Source organism: Streptomyces sp. NPDC015532 (assembly GCF_043078065.1).
Classification (GTDB): domain Bacteria; phylum Actinomycetota; class Actinomycetes; order Streptomycetales; family Streptomycetaceae; genus Streptomyces.
The window spans coordinates 299,220-317,147 of sequence record NZ_JBIBSY010000008.1 but is presented as its reverse complement, the minus strand read 5'-3'; the positions used below and the strand labels follow the sequence as shown (position 1 = coordinate 317,147).

10 protein-coding genes are annotated in these 17,928 nt (G+C 74.0%); 5 read left to right on the top strand and 5 right to left on the bottom strand.

The genetic code is table 11. The annotated features are described in order from the left end of the window. Positions 1-136: 136 nt before the first annotated feature. Positions 137-532: a hypothetical protein gene (locus ACF07B_RS24915; protein ID WP_392180569.1), complete on the bottom strand. Its 396-nt coding sequence runs from the start codon at positions 530-532 to the stop codon at positions 137-139. Between the two features lie 121 nt (positions 533-653). Continuing rightward, the gene (locus ACF07B_RS24910) at positions 654-1,451 is read right to left on the bottom strand and encodes an inositol monophosphatase family protein (RefSeq protein WP_392180568.1); all 798 of its coding nucleotides are present in this window, start codon (positions 1,449-1,451) and stop codon (positions 654-656) included. Between the two features lie 182 nt (positions 1,452-1,633). Here ACF07B_RS24910 and ACF07B_RS24905 point away from each other — a divergent pair, with 182 nt between their 5' ends. The 5 genes from ACF07B_RS24905 (at position 1,634) to ACF07B_RS24885 (ending at position 14,381) form a co-directional block, all read left to right on the top strand. Then, positions 1,634-2,500 carry a DUF4132 domain-containing protein gene (locus ACF07B_RS24905; RefSeq protein WP_369480281.1) on the top strand — a complete coding sequence of 289 codons (867 nt, stop codon included), beginning with the start codon at positions 1,634-1,636 and terminating at the stop codon, positions 2,498-2,500. Then, positions 2,497-7,398 (top strand): DNA-binding protein, encoded by a 4,902-nt coding sequence (locus ACF07B_RS24900; protein ID WP_392180567.1) that lies wholly within the window; start codon positions 2,497-2,499, stop codon positions 7,396-7,398. The genes ACF07B_RS24905 and ACF07B_RS24900 overlap by 4 nt, the downstream gene beginning before the upstream one ends. 112 nt (positions 7,399-7,510) lie before the next feature. After that, a complete protein-coding gene (locus ACF07B_RS24895) occupies positions 7,511-8,671 on the top strand; it encodes an AAA family ATPase (protein ID WP_369480283.1) in 1,161 nt (386 codons plus the stop codon). Next, on the top strand, positions 8,668-12,318 hold the full coding sequence (locus ACF07B_RS24890) for a DUF5682 family protein (protein ID WP_392180566.1): 3,651 nt from the start codon (positions 8,668-8,670) through the stop codon (positions 12,316-12,318). Before ACF07B_RS24895 ends, ACF07B_RS24890 begins: the two co-directional genes overlap by 4 nt. Next, the gene (locus ACF07B_RS24885; protein WP_392180565.1) at positions 12,315-14,381 is read left to right on the top strand and encodes a hypothetical protein; all 2,067 of its coding nucleotides are present in this window, start codon (positions 12,315-12,317) and stop codon (positions 14,379-14,381) included. The genes ACF07B_RS24890 and ACF07B_RS24885 overlap by 4 nt, the downstream gene beginning before the upstream one ends. Here the strand turns inward: ACF07B_RS24885 and ACF07B_RS24880 are convergent, their stop codons facing one another. Genes ACF07B_RS24880 through ACF07B_RS24870 form a run of 3 tightly spaced genes read right to left on the bottom strand, consistent with a single transcriptional unit; the run spans position 14,382 to position 17,709 of the window. After that, a complete protein-coding gene (locus tag ACF07B_RS24880; protein ID WP_326790027.1) occupies positions 14,382-14,831 on the bottom strand; it encodes a response regulator in 450 nt (149 codons plus the stop codon). It abuts the gene before it with no gap. Then, positions 14,828-16,438, bottom strand: coding sequence for an ATP-binding protein (locus ACF07B_RS24875; RefSeq protein WP_392180599.1), 1,611 nt, complete (start codon positions 16,436-16,438; stop codon positions 14,828-14,830). The genes ACF07B_RS24880 and ACF07B_RS24875 overlap by 4 nt, the downstream gene beginning before the upstream one ends. Positions 16,439-16,482: 44 nt before the next feature. Then, positions 16,483-17,709, bottom strand: coding sequence for a PP2C family protein-serine/threonine phosphatase (locus ACF07B_RS24870; protein WP_392180564.1), 1,227 nt, complete (start codon positions 17,707-17,709; stop codon positions 16,483-16,485). Between the last annotated feature and the right edge of the window lie 219 nt (positions 17,710-17,928).

Genomic DNA, 17,928 nt, shown 5'->3' with positions numbered 1-17,928 from the left:
CGGCGGCGTCCAGGGCCGCCTGGAGCGCGTCCCGGAGCTCGGTGTTCGAACTCGGCACCGCGATGCCGTACGGTCCGGCACCGATCTGCTCGCCGACGACCTCGAAGTCCTTGCCGTCGCCTGAGGTCTGCGCCGCCTAGGCGACGACCGGGTAGTCGGCGACGTCGGCCACCACAGCGCCGGCCTCGAGGCGGGCCTGCGCCTCGTCATGGGTGTCGTAGGCCTCGGTGTCGATCGGTTCGTCGCGCTTCTGGGACTGGAGCAGGTCGTACGCGGTGCTGCCGCTCTGCACGGCCACCTTCTTGCCGCAGAGGTCGGCCGGCGACTTGACGCCCTCCGGATTTCCCTTCTTCACCATGATCGACGAGCCGGCGGTGAAGTGGTCGACGAAGTCGATGTCCTCGCCGATCTTCTCCCCGGTGGAGGGGTCCAATCCCTCCTGACGGTCCTTGTTCTCGGGGGCCTGGCCGCCGCAGCCGGTCAGGGCCAGAGCGGCGGCGCCCGTCATCGCGCCGGGCGCTTTATCCGTCATTAGGGTATTTCTCCGCTTCGCGTGTCAACGCGCCGGACTCCGCACAGGGTGTTGTTCACACCCGCGGACGACGCCTCGAAGCGCGGGCCTGCCATGGTCCTCCGGCTCCGGCCGCGTCGGATCAGCCGGGGCTTGCGGTCATCGACATCAGCAGGTGGTGGGTCTCGTCGTCGGCGGCCACCACGAGTCCGCGGCCCGACGGCCCGATCGGGGCGCCGTCGATCCCGGTGACGACGCAACCGGCGGCCCTGCACAGGGCGATGCCGGCGGCGAAGTGCACACTCCCGGACAGGTCGCCGCCGTCCGTCACGTACGCGGCGCGCTTGCCCGCGGCGACCCAGGCCAGCGCCAGCGTCGTGGACACGACACGGGGCCGGAAGTGTTCCACGAAGGCGGACCGAGCCAGCAGGTCCACGGCCCGGAAGCCGGGCGCGCCCGGGAACGGCGGGTCCAGATTGACGTCCACGAGCCGGGTGGCGGACGTGGGCACCAGCCGCGCGTCGGCACCGTCCCGCCGTACCCACGCGCCCTGCCCGTCGGTGAAGAAGACCTCACCGCTGAACGGGTCGGCCACCGCGGCGGCACCGCCGCGCAGCGCCACGTTCACGGCCACCAGCATGTTGCCCACGGCGTAGTTCAGCGTGCCGCACAAGGGATCCACCAGCCACTGGCGCACCGCGCCCGCCGCACCCTGCGGCCCGCTCTCCTCGCCGAGCACGGCGTCATCGGGCCGGGCCTCGCGCAGGATCCCCAGAATCGTCCTCTCCGCCTCCACATCGGCGGCGGTGGCGAAGTCTCCGGCGCCCTTGTCGATCCGCGTGAGGCGCCGGCCGTACATGGCCCGCACCACGTCCGCGCCGGCACACGCGGCGGCTGTCGCGACGGCGGCATCGTCAAGTCCCGCATACGAGTTGCTCACGTCCCGCACGATAGCGGCGGGGGTCCGGGCTCCGGTGGGGCGGCCGGGATCTGTGGGGCCCCGGGGCCGATTGTCAGTGGCCGACGCTAGCGTTCGCTGCAGAGTCGCACTCCCCCCGGGACGCACTGACCTGGGTGAACTGTGCTCTCATCTGGTGTTCTTGACACGGAAGGCTGTGGCTCGTGGGGTGGCTGTCGGCGGGGGACGGATATGAAGTCGCCCTGGTGGAGGGACGGGTGGCGGCGCGTGCCACCTCGGGCCGGGCGGCGGGACGGCAGTTGAAATCGCTCCCGCGCGCGCTGAAGGACCACCCGGAGGTGGACCGGCTGCGCCGGTTCGCCGAGTGGCTCGAACGGCATGCCACGGCGTGTGTGGCACAGGCGGACGCCTGGATGGTCTCGTCGCTGCCCGTGCCCACCGGGCTGCTGGCCCGGGTGTGGCCCGACGAGGCCTGGCAGTCCGCGCTGCGCGATCTGGTGGTGGTCGGCGACGACCCCGACGACGTGGGTTTCCTGCGCGGCGCCACCGACGCCGGCGAACTGCGGCTGGTGAACCTGGACGGCGAGACCGTCCGGATCGCCCCGCGCACGGTCACGCTGCCGCACCCGGTGCTGCTCCCGGACCTGGACGACCTGCGGGACTTCGCGGCCGAACTGGGCATGGTCCAGCGCGTCGAGCAGATTCACCGGGCCACCTGGCTGCCGCCCGCGGATCTCCGCGCCAAGGCCACCGAGGTGAGGGACTTCGCCGGGGGCTCGTTCCGCTCCCGCTTCGCGCTCGCCGCACGGGCCAGTTCGCTCGGCTACCGCGTGTCCGGGGGCTACGCGACCGCCCGGGTGCGGGACGGCGGACGCAGCCTCGAATCCTCGGTGTGGATCGGGGAGCCGTACTGGGACAGCGAGGTCGAGACCGGGGCGCTCACCTGGCGGGACCAGGACGGCCGCGCCCTGCCGCTGGGCGAGGTGGGACCGGTCGCCTGGTCCGAGGGGATGCGGATGGCCGCGGCGCTGTACGCGGGCCGCGTCATCGAGGAGGGCAAGAACGCATGAGCGGGGGGACGCAGGTGTCGAACGGGGAACTGCTGACGGCGGGCGCGGTGCTGCCGCCGGACACGAAGGACGCGGGCGGGCTGGGAGTGCCGCTGACGGCACGCACGTACCGTCACCCGGGCCTGGACGACCGGGTGGTGGTGCGGCTCGTCGCGGGCGAGCTGGGGGCGGCGGAGGACCTGGCCGCCGGATTCCTCGGCCTGGAGCGGGACACCGAACCCGTCGTCGTCGGGTTCGGGCCGCGCCAGTCGCTGGGCTTTCCCGAATGGGTGCTGGTGCACCACCCGCAGGACGGACACCACGCGCTGCGTGTGGTGCCGGACCTGGAGCGGGCCGCGCGACAGGTCAAGTCCCGTCCGAAGGCCGCTCTCGACGCCTTCGTGGAACTCGGGGAGCGGCTGGCGGCCTCGGTGCCGCACTTCCTGCCCACGTTCTACGAACAGGCCGGGCGGGTGTTCCTGGCGGAGGAGAACGCCACCTACGCGGCCCAGCTGTTCACCCGTGCCCGCAAGGCCGAGGCGGAGCACGGACTGACGGTGCAGGAGGAGCGGCTGGACGCCGTGTTCCTGGAGTTCGCGCTCGCCGGAGCGCTCCCGGTGAAGGTGCTGTCCGCCTACGCCCGGGAGCTGGCGGCGCGCGTGCCGGCCGAGGACGCGCTGCGGCGCTTCACCCGGCTGTGCCTGCGCCGTACCGCAGGCGGGCTGCCGCCGTCGGTGCAGATGGCGAACGACCTGCGGAAGCTGGCCCGGGGTGCCGGCCGGGACGCGAACCTCACCGAGCAGGAGTACGTGTCCGAGCTCCTCACCCTGCCGGCCACCCTGCGGGCGGCGGCCGGCTGGTGGAAGGGGCACCGCACGGCGCTGGTCGCCCTCGCCGCGCGCGAGCCGCGGGCGCGGGGCGCGCTGCTCGATCTGATGCCCGCCGCTCACGACAGCGACATGCCGGCGATGTGGCTGGAGCTGCTGGAGGCCTCCGGCGCCACCACGGGACTGTGGGACCCCACCGTGCCGGGGGAACAGCGGCCGCAGGACGGTGCCGCGGGCTGGCTGGAGCGGTTCCTCACCTACCGGCAGCGGGCCCGTTCCTGGCGTGATCCCAGTCGCATGGCCGAACTGTATCCGCTGGTGGAACGGATGGCGGACCGGTTGCGGACCGAACTCGCCGCGTCCGGAGCCGCGTTGAGGGTGGTCGAGGATGTCGACCTGATCGACCTGCTGTTGTCGCTGGACGTTCCGGTGGCCGCCCCGCGGAAGGGCGACGCGCTGCTGCTGGCGCAGTGGGCCCTGGGCGAGGGGCGCCGGGACCTGGTGTCGCTGGCCGCCGACAGCCGCTTCCACAAGGCGTTCTGGCGGGGCGCGGACCGGTTCGGCAACGACGAGCAGTCGCTGCGGGCGATCACGCTCCTGGCGGCGTCGCCGGGCGGCGGTCCCCTGCTCGCGGACTGGGTGCGCACGGTCGTACGACGGTTCACCGCGGTGGGCCTGCCCCAGCTGCCCGAGGCTTTGGCCCGGCTGAAGTGGCTGCCCGCCGAGGCGCTGGCGCTGGCCGAGGACGAGGTGCGCGCCGCCGCCGGCACCGACCTCGCACCGGCCCTGGCACGCACCCTGCGGGCCGGGCTCTTCGACGAACTCGGCTGGCCCGCCTGGGAGGACGCGGTCGCCTCCCTCGTTCCCAAGGCCGACGTGGAGGATGTGGTCGTCGCCGACGCCTGGCCGCACCTCATCGTGGCCGGGGCCGCCCAGGCGCGGGTGATCGGCGCCGAGGGAACGCTCCTCACCCATGACCTGCGGATCCCGTCGAACACCAACTGGGGCGACCCTGGCTTCCACCACGTGGACGGAGAGCTTCTCGTCTACTGGAACGACCGCAACGACGGCCTGCGCGGCTACTGGCACACCCGCCCCGACCGCCCGCAGTCCCTGGAGGGCGCCCGGAACACCCGGGGCACCAGGATGGACTGGTACCAGGGCAACGGACCGATCACCCTGCCCCTGCCGGGCGGCGGCCGCACGACCGGCGGCAGCGTCCTGCACGCCGGGGACACCACCCTGCCCGAGGAACGCCAACTTCTCTGCGACGGCGTCTCGTACTGGGTGTGGAGCGCGGACGGCGGCGCGCACGACTGGCACGAGTACGACCCGGCGACGGGTGAGCGGGGCCGTGCGAGCAGGCCCGCCTTCCTCGCCGACGCCCTGCGGGACGCCCCCGAGGGCAGCACGTTCGGTGGTGGCCGGCTGAGCCCGTCGCCGACCGCCGGCGCCACCCCCGCCTCCGCGCCCGTGGACGGTGTGGTCGGTCTGCGCGTGGTGAAGCTGCCCGACGGCTCCGTGCGCGCCCAGGATCTGGCCGGACACACCGTCACCTTGCCGGCGGACGTGGGCCGCCCCTCGACGCTGGTGGTCTTCCCCGGCGCCGAGGACGCCCGGGCCGTCGTCCGCGACAGCTGGCGCCTCAGCATCGTGGACGGCGACGGCGTCGTCACCTCGGTGGCCAAGACCGACTGCGCGCCCGGAGCCTTCGGCGAGGGCTCGCTGCTGCTGCCGCCCGTGCAGTACTGGGGGTGTCTGACAGCCCGCGACCCCGAGGGCTCCGCGTCGCTGCGGCACATCGACCGCGACACGGCGGCGGCCCTGCTGTCCGCCGCGGGGCAGGAGGACAAGGACGTCCTGCCCGAGGCGATCCGTTCCCTCCTGCCGGTCACCCACGGCGCGCTGGTCGCGGGGATCGCCGGTGTCGTACGGCACGCGGGCGGTCAGCAGGCCGTCCTGGACGCGGTGGCCGCCCGGCTCACGCGCGCTCTCGACGGCGGCCCGCAGGAGGAGGGGCCGGCCGGACCGCCCGACTCCTTGCTCCTCGACGCGACGAACGGTCTGAGCGGAAGCACCCGCTCCTGGTGGAACCGGGACAACGAGTCCGACACCGTCTTCCGTGCCCTGCGCGAGATGAAGCGGGCGGCCGGGCTCCACGGCGCCGCCGTGACGGAGGAACCGGCGGCGCTCCTGCACCTGGACGGACGACGGGTGCCCGTCGGACTGCCGAGCCTGGAGACGCTCCTCGACCGGGTGCCCGCGCTGGCCTTCCGGACGGCAGCCCGCACCACCCCCGAGGATCATCGAGCGGCCCTGCACGCGCTGCTCGCCGAGTTCGACACCCTGGGTCTGGGACCGTCCGCCGAGGCCTCGCACTGGCGCAAGGTGGAGCTGCACCTGGGGGCAGGCGTGCTGCGCACCCCGTCGGGCGAATGGCGTGAGGGCGCCTGGAACGGGGTGCTGCCCCTGGGCGGCGGTTCGTGCATCGCCGTGGTGGGACGCCTCTCACAGGATGAGGACGGCTGCGTCTTCGCCGGCTTCTTCCACGATCCGGCCGGACGCTTCGAGACCCCGGAGCCCTACACGCTCCGCGCGTCGGTCCCGCTGGGCGAGGACGGGCACGCGGCCAGGCTCGGCGTCTTCCTCGCGGAGCTGTCCGCGCGCGGACCCGCGCCCTGGTTCCCGGTGGCCGCCGAGGAGTTCGCGCGGCGGACCGGCGTCACCGAGACCATGGCGAAGCTGATCGTGGCGGGTCTGCCCCAGGTCGACGTCTACGAACGGTCGTTCCTGACCGCCGAGGCCTGCGCGGCCATCGGCGTGAAGGCCGCCGCGGCGGCCGTCGCCAAGGAGGAACTGCACCAGGTGGATCCGGCGATCCGGGCCGCGGTCGTGGCCGCGCTGCTGCCCGCCGAACCCGCCCGCCTGTGGACCGATGGACCGGACTGGGCCGCCGCGGCCGAGGTCTGGAACAGCAGGATGGGCCGACGGGCCGCCGTACCCGAGGAACTGCTCAGCGACGCGGTGCGCGCCTTCAAGCACGGACAGTGGAACGTCCGCCAGGCACTGCCCGCACTGCTCGACCCGGCCGGTGAGCCTCGGCTCACCCGTGACCTGGAGTGGGCCGTCGAGGGTGACCGGGTCCAGTGCGTCGACAAGGGCGCTACCGGATTCGGCGGACCGGCACTGCTCGGCTTCGTCGGACTCGCGGCCTGGCTCGCCCACCGGCTGCCGGCCGGCGATCCGATCCGCGCGGCGCTGCCCGCGGCGCTCGGCGCCGTCCGCGACCGGCTGTCCCACCCCGGACTGATGCTCGACCTCGGGCAGTACGTCAGCATCACCGCCTTCCGTAAGACGGCGGGCACACCGACCGAGGTCGGCCAGGGCTTCGAGCGGTACGGCGCGGTCGTCCTGGCCACGCACGACGACCAGCCCTCCCCCGCCCTGCGGGTCTCCCTGCTCGACGAGGCGGGCCTCGACCCGTACCTGCCCGCGCTGCGCGTCGACGGCCAGCGTCCCTACCAGGTGGAGGTGGCCCTGCGGCTGGCCCGCTCCGCCCGCTTCGAGGCCCTGCTCGCCGATCCGGGCGACCCGCAGGCGGGCGAGCGGGGCACGGACGGCACCTGGTGGCCGCAGGACCCCGGCCGCTCGGTGCCGGATCTGGTGACGGAGGCCGCCAAGGAGTACGGCCTCGGGGAGGACGCCGCGGCGCTCTATCTGATGCTGCTCGCCATGCCCGACCCGACCGACCGGATGACGGCCCGGTGGACGGGGTGGAAGCCGGCCCGTCTCAAGGCGGCCCGTGCCGAACTGGCCGCCACCGACCTGGTGGTGGAGGCCAGCCGCACCAGGGCCGGGCGTTCGCTGTTCCTGCCCGGCGGCTGGCTCGTGCCGAAGGCTCCGCGCGTCCCGCTGGAGCAGTGGAAGCGGCCGCTGTACGACGACCTGCTGTGGCAGGAGGAGGCCCTGCTCTCCGTGATCGTGCCCACCGAACCGGTAGCGGAGCTGTACCGGAGGGCCTGGCGGCAGGTCCAGGAGGGCGGCGGGCCCCGGTTCGAGAAGTTCGCGGTGCGACCGGGCCGCCGCCGCTGACCCACCGCCGGGGCCCTGGCGACCGCCCGGGCCCCGGCACCTTCCGCCCCTCACCACACACGAATTCACCGCACCACTCACCACCGACGTACCTACCGAGCAAGGAACACGCATGACCCCGACCGACACGGCGACGGCCCTTCCGGCACGGCAGACACTGCCCGCCGAGGAGCGCCACGCCACCGAACTCGCCTTCCTCGCCGCCCACGACACGGGCCCGCGCCCGCCGGGCTGGCGGCTGACACCGCGCGCCGTCATCACCTTCGTGTGCGGCAGCGGCGGCGAGCCCCTCGAACTCCCCGGGCGCCACGACACGCTGCCCGGCCGGCTGGTCATCACCCCCAAGTTCGTCGGAGAACGCGCCCTGGTGGAGCGGTGCGTCGTCACCCTCGCCGGAGAACGCGGTCTCCTGCTGGTCGGCGAACCGGGCACGGCCAAGTCCATGCTCTCCGAGCTGCTGTCCGCCGCCGTCTGCGGCACCAGCGCGCTCACCGTCCAGGGCACCGCGGGCACCACCGAGGACGCCCTGCGCTACGGGTGGAACTACGCCCTGCTGCTCGCCCAGGGACCGACACCGACGGCGCTGGTCGACTCCCCGGTGCTGGCCGCCATGCGCGCCGGGCGGGTGGCCCGCGTCGAGGAGATCACCCGCTGTCTTCCCGAGGTGCAGGACGCGCTGGTGTCGATCCTGTCCGACCGGCGGATGAGCGTGCCCGAACTGGCCGGCACCGAGGACGCCCAGGTCGCCGCCGCCCCCGGGTTCACCGTCATCGCCACCGCCAACCTCCGCGACCGCGGTGTCTCGGAGATGTCCGCCGCGCTCAAGCGCCGCTTCAACTTCGAGACCGTGCACCCGATCGCCGATGTCGAGGCCGAGACCGCGCTCGTACGGCGGCAGGCGGTCGCCGCCGTCGAGCGTGCGGGCGCCGCCTTCGGCGTCGACGACGCGGTGCTCGACGTGCTGATCACCGTCTTCCGTGACCTCCGGGCCGGCCGGTCCGCGGAGGGCTGGGACGTGGAGCGGCCCGGCACGGTCATGTCGACGGCCGAGGCGGTACAGGTCGCGGTCTCCCTCGGCGTGTCCGCCGCCTACCTTCCCGGGGCCGACACCCTCGACCTGGTCCCCGGTCACCTGCTGGGCGTCGTCCGCAAGGACGACCCCGCCGACCACGCGCGGCTGCTCGGCTACTGGGACGGTCCGGTGCGCCGCCGCGCCGAGGACGGTTCCGCGCTGTGGCGCAGGCTCTGGGACCTGCGGGAGAACCTCCGGTGACGTACACCCAGGATCCACGGGCGGCCCTCGCCACCCTCGCCGGCTCCGTGGCGCCGTACCTGCTGGGCGTACGCCACCACAGTCCGGCGCTCGCCGCCGCGGTGCCCGCCCTGCTCGACGCGTGCGGGGCGGAGGTCGTGTGCGTGGAGCTGCCCGCCGACTTCCAGCCGTGGCTGGCGCATCTGGGCGCGCCGGGCACCGTCGCGCCGGTCGCGCTCGCCGGGGCGGGTGAGAACGGCCGGCTCGGCTTCTATCCGTTCGCCGACTTCTCCCCGGAACTGGCCGCGGTCCGCTGGGCGCGGGACCGCGGGGCGGACGTCGTGTGCTGCGACCTGCCGATGTCCGATCCCCTGTGGACCGCGGAGGGTCCCCTCCCGTCGGGTGACACGCGGACCGCGGTCGCCGAAGAGGCGCCGGTGGGTGTGTCCGTCTCCTTCGGGAACGCTCTCGCCGCGTCCGGGAGCGGCCGTGACGGTGACGATCTGTGGGACCGCTGCGTGGAGGTCCTCGCCCCGGGATCCACCCCCGAGGCGATCCGCCGCGCCGCGCTCGGTGTCGGCTGGGCACTGCGCAGCGACGCCGAAGCCTCGGGCGGCACACCGGCACTGGACCTCGCCCGTGAGGCCCACATGCGCGAGACGATCGCCCGCGCCGCCCATGACGGGCGCCGGGTCGCGGCCGTCGTCGGCGCGTTCCACGCCCCGGCGCTGACGGCGATCGCCGCCGCGCCCGGCACGGGTCCGGGTGCCGCCGACGAGGGGGCGGCGCCGCTCGACCGCGGTACCGGCGCGAAGGACCCGGAGGTCGTCACCTCCCTCGTCCCGTACGCCTTCGATCTGCTGGACTCCCGCTCCGGCTACCCGGCCGGCATCCGGGACCCGCGCTGGCAGCAGGCGGTGTTCCGGGCCGGCGGCGACCCCGAACGGGTGCGGAACGCGGCCGCCCGCGCGGTCACCGACGTGTGCCGGGAACTGCGAGCGGCCGGGCACCCCGCCGGAACGGGCGAGGCCGCCGAGACCCTGCGGATGGCGGGCGACCTCGCGCACGTACGCGGACTCTCGGCACCCGGGCGGGGCGAGGTCGTCGAGGCGCTGACGAGCGTGATGGGCCAGGGCGAACCGCTCGGCCGCGGCCGGGCCCTCGCGCGGGCGCTCGACGTGGTCCTGGTCGGCACCGAACGGGGCCGGATCGCACCGGGCACACCCCGTTCCGGGCTCGGCCCGTGCGTGGAGGCGGAGGTCGCCGCGCTGCGGCTGCCCGGCCCCGACGACCCCGCGGCACGCGAGGTGCGGCTCGACCCGCTCCGGTCCGCCCTCGACGGCCGGCGCGAAGTCCTGCTCCAGCGCCTCGCCGTGTGCGGCGCGGGCTACGGCGAGACCGCGGCGGTGGCCGGTACGGGCGACGGGGCCGCTCTCACCACCCGCTGGCGGGTGTCCTGGACGCCGTCCGTCCCCGTACGGCTGGACCTGGCCGGGATGCGGGGCGTGACCCCGGCCCTGGCCGCCGAGGGCACCCTGCGGGAGACCTTCCGCCGGGAGTCCGCGGACGGCGGGCCCACCTGCGCCCACGTCCTCACGGCACTCGGCGCCGCCGCCCGCTGCGATCTGCCCGCGCTGGTGTCGGAGCGGCTCGCCGACGCCGCCGCACTGTTCCCCGCGGCGGCCACCCTGCCCGAACTCCTGGCCGCGCTCGATCTGTTGGAGGCCCTGCTTCGCGGTCATCTGCCCGGCACCGGACCGGACACCCGGCAGGCCGCCGCCGAACTGGCCACCGATCTGCTGGAGTCGGCGGTCCGCACCCTGCCCGGACTCGCGGGAAGCGACCGGCCGGAGGACACGGCCGCGCTCGTCGAACTGGCCTCGCGGGCCGGTGAACACCGCCTCGGACTGCGGATGGACGACGCCCTCGGCACCCTCGCCCGCACCGGCTCGCCACTCGTCCAGGGTGCCGCGCTGGCCGCCCGGGTACTGCTCGACCTCGACGACGCCACCGTTCTCGGCGCACGTACGGCGGGCTGGATCGACACGGCCACCAGCCCTGAGGCGCGGCACGCGCTGGGCCGCCGTCTGGGGGGACTGCTCGGCGGCGCGGCCGCGCTCCTCCAGTCGGCGCCGACTGCACTCGACCCGCTGCTCGACCGCGTCGACACCCTCACCGACCAGGACTTCCTCGACCGGCTGCCCGCCCTGCGCGCGGGCTTCGACACGCTCACCCCCGCAGGCCGCGACCGGCTCCTGCGCACGGTCACCGAGCGGCTCGGTGACCGGCTCGACCTGTCGCTCAGCGCCTCGCCGCGACTCCTCGCGTTGTGGACGGCCGCGGACGCCGCGGGACGCGCGGCCCTGCGCGCCCTGGACCTGCCCACGGGTACGGACGCCGCTCAAGCGGGGGACCCCGGGATCCGCGCGGTCCCCGGCCGGCCCAAGACGGCCGAGCACCCCGCGTCCGCACCCTCCGCACCCCCCGCACCGACGCACTCGGCGGCCACAGCCGCCAGCACGGCATCGTCCGCCCCGCTCCGGATCACCCCCACCGACCGCTGGCGGCTGCTGCTCGGCCGGGAGACCGACAAGCTCCCGCAGCACGCCCGCCGCTACGCGCACGCGCTCGACGAGCTGTACGGCACCGGCCGCGGTGAAGGCTCCGCCGACCTCGGCCGCGAGGGCGCTTCCCCGGGCCGGGGCGGTGGCCGCGAGGCGTCCTTCCCCACGGCCCGCGAATGGGCCGAGGAACTGGAGGCGCTGTTCGGCGCACAGGTCCGGGAGGAGGTGCTGGCCCGCGCCGCCGACCAGGGCCGCAGCGACGTACTGGCCGAACTGGACCCCGCCGCGGTCCGCCCCTCGGTCGATCTGCTGACCTCGGTGCTGTCCCTGGCGGGCGGGATGCCCGAGAAACAACTGGCCGGCCTGCGCCCTCTCGTACGGCGTCTGGTCGATGAACTCGCCAAGGAACTCGCGACCCGGATGCGCCCGGCCCTCACCGGGCTCGCGACACCCCGCCCCACGAGGCGGCCCGGCGGCCGGCTCGACCTGGCGCGCACCCTGCGGGCCAATCTCGCCCACGCACGCCGCACGGCCGACGGACGAACCGTGGTGGTACCGGAGCGGCCGGTGTTCAGCACCCGCTCGCGCAAGGAGGCCGACTGGCGCCTGATCCTCGTGGTCGACGTGTCCGGGTCGATGGAGGCCTCCGTCATCTGGTCGGCCCTGACGGCGGCCGTCCTGGGCGGCGTCCCCACCCTGTCCACACACTTCCTCGCGTTCTCGACGGACGTGATCGACCTGACGGACCGGGTCGACGACCCGCTCTCGCTGCTCCTGGAAGTACGGGTCGGCGGCGGCACCCACATCGCGGCCGGGCTCAGCCACGCGCGTTCCCTGGTCACGGTGCCCAGCCGGACCCTCGTGGTCGTGGTGAGCGACTTCGAGGAGGGCTACCCGCTGGGCGGCCTCGTCGGTGAGGTACGGGCCCTGGCGAGCTCCGGGGTGCATCTCATGGGATGCGCCGCCCTGGACGACACCGGCGCCCCGCGCTACTCGGTGCCCGTCGCGCAGCAACTCGTCGCGGCCGGCATGCCCGTCGCCGCGCTCAGTCCCCTCGCCCTCGCCCGCTGGGTGGGCGACACTCTCCGCGGAGATTCCCGATGAACGCCGAACTGCCGCCGGTGGCGCCCGATGTGGTCGCCTCCGCCGTGGAGGGCCTGACCAGCAGGCTGCGCAAGAAGCTGGACGCCGCGATCGCGTCGTACGCGGCCCTGCCGGTCCTCGCCGACGGCACGGTCCGCCGCGTGCGGTGCGGTGAGGACGCGGAGGTGACTCTCGCCCCCGGCCCGTCAGGCGCCGTCACGGACGCGGGCCAGGTGGTGTGCGGTTGTCTGCTCGCCCCCCGGTGCCTGCACAGGGCCGCCGTCCTCGGTGCCTGCCCGCTGGCCGATCCGGACGCCGAAGCGGAGACCGCGGACGCCGACGTGCCGCAGGCGGGCTCCGAGACGATCGCCGACGAGGCCTCGGGCACCGCGACCGCCGGCGTTCCCCTCGCCTCACCCGCCACCGTTCCCGGGGCGGCGCCCGTCGCCGTCCCCGTGCCGTCTCCCACGACCGTTACCGGGGCCTCGCCCAGCGCCCTTTCCGGAGCGGCGCACACCGCTGTTCCCGTGGCATCGCCCACCGCCGCTTCCACCGCGTCGCGGGCCGCGGAGGTCGCCTCCGGGCCCGGGGAGGCCGTCTCCCTCACCGCGGCCCAGCTGGCCGCCGCGTCCGAACTGTGGACGGCGGCCGCCGCGTTGCTCGCCGCCGGGGTACCCGCCGCGGGCGCGGTCCCCCAGGCCGGGTTGCTGCGGGCCGCGCACACGGCCCGGCTCGCCGGACTGCACCGCGCCGAGGCGGCCGCGCTGCGGGTCGTACGAGGGCTGCGGAGCGCGCGTGCCCGTGAGGACGGCCACCGGCTGGCCGACCTGGTCGCACAGGTACGGGAACTGCTCCTGACCACGGCCCTGCTGGGCGCGGGGACTCCAGGGCCGGCGCTGATCGGCACCGCCCGCCGCGCCTACCTGCCGGGCGGCAGCCTGCGGGTCCACGGCGTCTGCAGCGAACCGGTGATCGCCGCCACCGGCTACAGCGGCGTCGTCACCCATGTCGTCTCCGACGACGGGCGCTGGTTCTCGGTCGCCGACGTCAAGCCCGGTGGACCCGCTCGTGCCCAGGGCGCGGCCACCGCGACCGTGGCGCTCGGCTCGGGAAACCTCGATCACGCCCAACTCGCCCGTGGCGGGCTGCTGATCTCCGGGGCGACGGTGTCCTCGGACGGCCGCCTCGGCTCCGGCAAGGGGGTACGGGCGACTCCGCTCACCGGTGGGTCATGGGCCTCTGGTCCGCTCGCCGCGCTGTTCGCCCGTCCGCTCGCCGAAGCTGTCGCCGAGCGGCTGACCGCGGCACCGGACGCCGACCCGGAGCGCGCCGAGCAGGCGGCGCGCGAGCTGGTCGGCTGCGACCTTGTCCTCGTCGGGGCCGCCGGGGATCACTTGATCGCCCGGGAGCTGCCCTCCGGAGGTTCGGACACCGAGGGCGTCCTGATGCGGCTGGTCCCTGCCGACGGCCACCCCGGCCTCGCCCACACGGCCAACTTCCGTCGGCTCGCCTCCCGGCCGGGGCTGCGGATGCGGGTGATCGGCCGTCTGGACCCGGAGCGTGCCGCCACGCTCCGCCCGCTGGCCGTCGCCCCGCTGCCGGGGACCGAGGCGACACTGCGGCTGCCCGCGGAGTGGCAGGGCCACGCCGACCTGGGCTACAACCGGCTGGAGGGCGCGCACTTCCCGCCGGCGGATGTCGTACGGGGCACGAGCGTGCCCGCTGTGGACGGCCCCGGCGACGACGCGCCGGACCCGCTGGCGCAGGCGCCGCTGTGGCGGTTGCGGCGGCTGGTCGAGGTCGCCGTGTCGGGTGGCCGCAGAGCCGTCGCGGAACCCGCGCGCGACGACGATCTGCGCGGGGACGGGGCGGCCTTGCGGCGCGGTGGTTTCTCCACGGCGGCGGACCTGGCGGCCGGACTCAGCGCGGAGGCCGACCGGCGCACCCGTGACGTCTTCGGCCGCACCGGTGGGTCCGACCCGGACCGCTACGCGCGGGCCTGGCTCGCCGCGGCCGTCTATCTGGCGGAGGTCGAACGGGCCTTGGTGCAGGCCACCTGGCATCCGGGGGCCACCGGTTCCTGATCAGCCGTTCTGCCGGGGCAGGCGCACCACCTGGACGAAGAAGTCGTCGATCTGGCGGACGGCCGCGATGAACTGGTCCAGATCGACCGGCTTGGTGACATACGCGTTGGCGTGCAGTTTGTAGCTGCGCAGGATGTCCTCCTCCGCGGCCGAGGTGGTGAGGACGACGACCGGGATGTGGGACAGCGCCGGGTCCGACTTGATCTTCTCCAGGACCTGGCGGCCGTCGTACTTGGGCAGGTTGAGGTCGAGGAGGATCAGGTCGGGCCGCGGTGCGTCGGCGTGGGCGGCGCGCCGGTAGAGGAAGTCGAGCGCCTCCTCGCCGTCGCGGACCACGTGCAGGTTGTTCCCGATCTTGTTGTCCTCGAACGCCTCCCGGGTCATCAGCTCGTCGCCCGGGTCGTCCTCGACGAGGAGGACGTCGATGGGGGTACCGGCGGGAGTCGTCATATCAGGGCCTTGTCCTCGGTGCTGTCATGAACGGTGTCCGCCGTGTCGGTGGACGGGATGGTGAAGCAGAAACGCGTGCCGTCGGTGTGGGCCCTGTCGATCCAGATGCGGCCGCCGTGGTATTCGACGATCTTCTTGCACAGCGCGAGGCCGATGCCGGTTCCACCGTAGGCATCGCGGCTGTGCAGCCGCTGGAAGATGACGAAGACCTTCTCCTCGAACTCGCCGGGGATGCCGATGCCGTTGTCGGTGACACAGATGCGCCAGGCGCCCGAGTCCTCCGGGTCCCGCTCACAGGTGATGCGGATGTGCGGCGGGCGGTCGGGGTGGCGGAACTTGACGGCGTTGCCGACCAGGTTCTGCCAGAGCATCGTGGCCTGGGTCGGATCCCCGACGACCTGGGGCAGTTCGTCCGGCCGGTCGATGCGCGCGCCGCTGTCGGCGACCGAACTCTCCAGATTGGCCAGTGCCTTGCTCAGCGACTGGTCCAGGTCGAAGGGAAGACGGGCGTCGTTGACGCGGCCCACGCGGGAGAAGGTGAGCAGGTCGTTGATGAGGACCTGCATGCGTTTGGCGCCGTCCACGGCGAAGTCGATGTACTGCCGTGCGCGGTCGTCCAGTTGGTCGCCGTAGCGCTTCTCCAGCAGTTGGCAGAACGAGGCCACCTTGCGCAGTGGTTCCTGGAGATCGTGGGAGGCCACGTAGGCGAACTGTTCGAGTTCGGCGTTGGAGCGGCGCAACTCCACGGCCTGCGCGTTCAGGTCGGCGGTCTGCCGGGTCAGGATCTCCCGCTGCTCGCGGGAGGAGTCCAGTTCGGCGACGATCCGCTGCCGCATGTTCTCGACGTCGCCCGCCACAGCGGTGAGGTCGACGGGCCCGCCACCGGTGATGACGTGGTCGAAGTCGCCCTGTGCCACCCGTCGGGTGGCGATCCGCAGGTCGTCCAGCGGGCGTGTCACCAGGATGCGGATCAGGATCGTCAGCACCACGCCGGTCAGCAGGAACACGACGACCATGGCGATGAGCACCGCGTCGCGGACCTTCCGCGCGGATGCCAGCCGGTCCTGGCCGTCGTCGACCGCCGCCGCCAGTCCGGCGATCTGTGCGGCCGAGGCACCGCGGATACGGTCGAACGACTTCTTGCCGCGTTCGGCGGTCGCGGGGTCGATCGTGCGGGGCCTGCCCGGTGTGACGCTGTCCATGAGGGGTTCGGCGTAGGTGCGCCGCCAGTCGGCCGCCCGCTTCTCGACCGTCTCCAGTTCGCGGAGCAGTTCGGCGCGGTCACCGATGAGGTGGCGCATCCGGGCGGCCGCGCGCGCCTCGTCCTTACGGCCTTGCGCGTACGGGTCCAGGAACTGGCGGTCGGCGGCGATGGCGTAGCCGCGGATCCCCGTCTCCTGGTTCACCAGGGCCGCCTGCAGCCGGTACGCCTCCGTCTGCGCGGGATTGACGTCCAGGAGCAGCTGGTCGGTGACCGAGGCCGTGCTCCGGAGCAGCCCCGCGCCGACTCCCGCGCCCACGACCACCAACAGCGCCATGAACGCCAGCACCAGCCTGATCCAGCCCTGTACCGTCAGCCGCCGTCCGGCCCACCGCCCGCCGGTCATGTTCCGTGTCCCGTCCTCGAAGTCACTGTTCTCCCGCTCGTTGTTCACACCCGTGTGCCCCAGCGCAGATGAAGCACGGCGACGTCGTCGGCGAGGCCGCCCTGTGTCTCGGCCAGTGCCTCGGCCCGGTCGATGAGTCCGTCGACGAACGCGTCCGGGGGCAGAGCGGCCAGTTCACGCGCCATCGCCAGCAGTCCCTCCTCGCCCAGCCGCTCCGTGCCGCGGCCGACCCGCCCCTCGAAGAGGCCGTCGGTGAACAGCACCACCGCCGCACCCTCCGGGAGCTCCACCTCCTCGACGGGCCAGCGTGCTCCGCCCGGAATGATCCCGAGCGCCGGGCCGCCCCGGACCTCCACCCACTCGACGCCGCCGGTCGTGCACAGCAGCACGCCGTGATGGCCTGCCCGCACCATCCGGACGCGTCGCCGGTCGGGGCCGACGCTGAGGATGACCAGGGTGGCGAAGACCCCGTTCCTGGCCCGCTCGGCCATGAGGATCTCCTCGAGCCGGCCCACCTGGTCGGCACCGGTGACACCGCTGAGCACCAGGGTGCGCCAGGCTATGCGCAGCGCGACCCCGAGGGCGGCCTCGTCCGGTCCGTGCCCGGAGACGTCACCGATCAGGGCGTGCACGGTGCCGTCGGCGCTCTGCACGATGTCGTAGAAGTCCCCGCCCAGCAGCGCGTGCGCACGCCCGGGCCGGTATCGGGTCACGACCTCCACGCCGTCCCCGCGCAGCAGGGGGCGCGGTAGCAGCCCCCGTTCCAGGCGGGCGTTCTCCCGGGCCTGCATCTGGCTGGCCTGCAGGGCCACGGCGTCCCGCTCGGCCTGTTTGCGCTGGATCGCGTAGCGGACGGCCCGTCCGAAGAGCTCCGGCTCGACCCGGCCCTTGACCAGGTAGTCCTGGGCGCCGGCGGCCACGGCCGCCAGACCGGTTCCCTCCTCGGCGAGTCCGGTGAGGACCACGACGGCGACGTGTTCGGCGCGTTCGCGCACCCTCGACACCGCTTCCAGGCCCTGTGCGTCCGGGAGGTGCAGGTCGAGCAGCACACAGTCGGGGACCTCGGACGCGAGCACCTCGCAGGCCTCGGCCATCGAGCGCACCCAGCGCAGGCGCATACCGAGTGCGCTGTCGGCGACCATCTCCTCCACGAGCAGCGCGTCGCCCGGGTCGTCCTCGATCAGCAGCACCGACGGCTCTTCCGTCCCCCAGGCCGCGGCGCGGTCAATCTCGGGCGAAGCCACGCCGGCAGCCCCGGGCTGCGACGTCATCATTGAATGAACCCCCACACCCGCCACCACTCCGCCGCTTCATGACGGACAACTCCGCGAGCATACCGACGCTCGCATCGGCATACGTGGACAGGACTTCCGTTCGTGACTCCGCGCCCGGGCCGCCGCCGGCGACGATGAACGATCTCGCTCCGGGAAGGTGCTCGGAGCCATGTACGTGTCGGTCCGTCTCCGGAGCACCCGCCCCGCCGGCCGGCA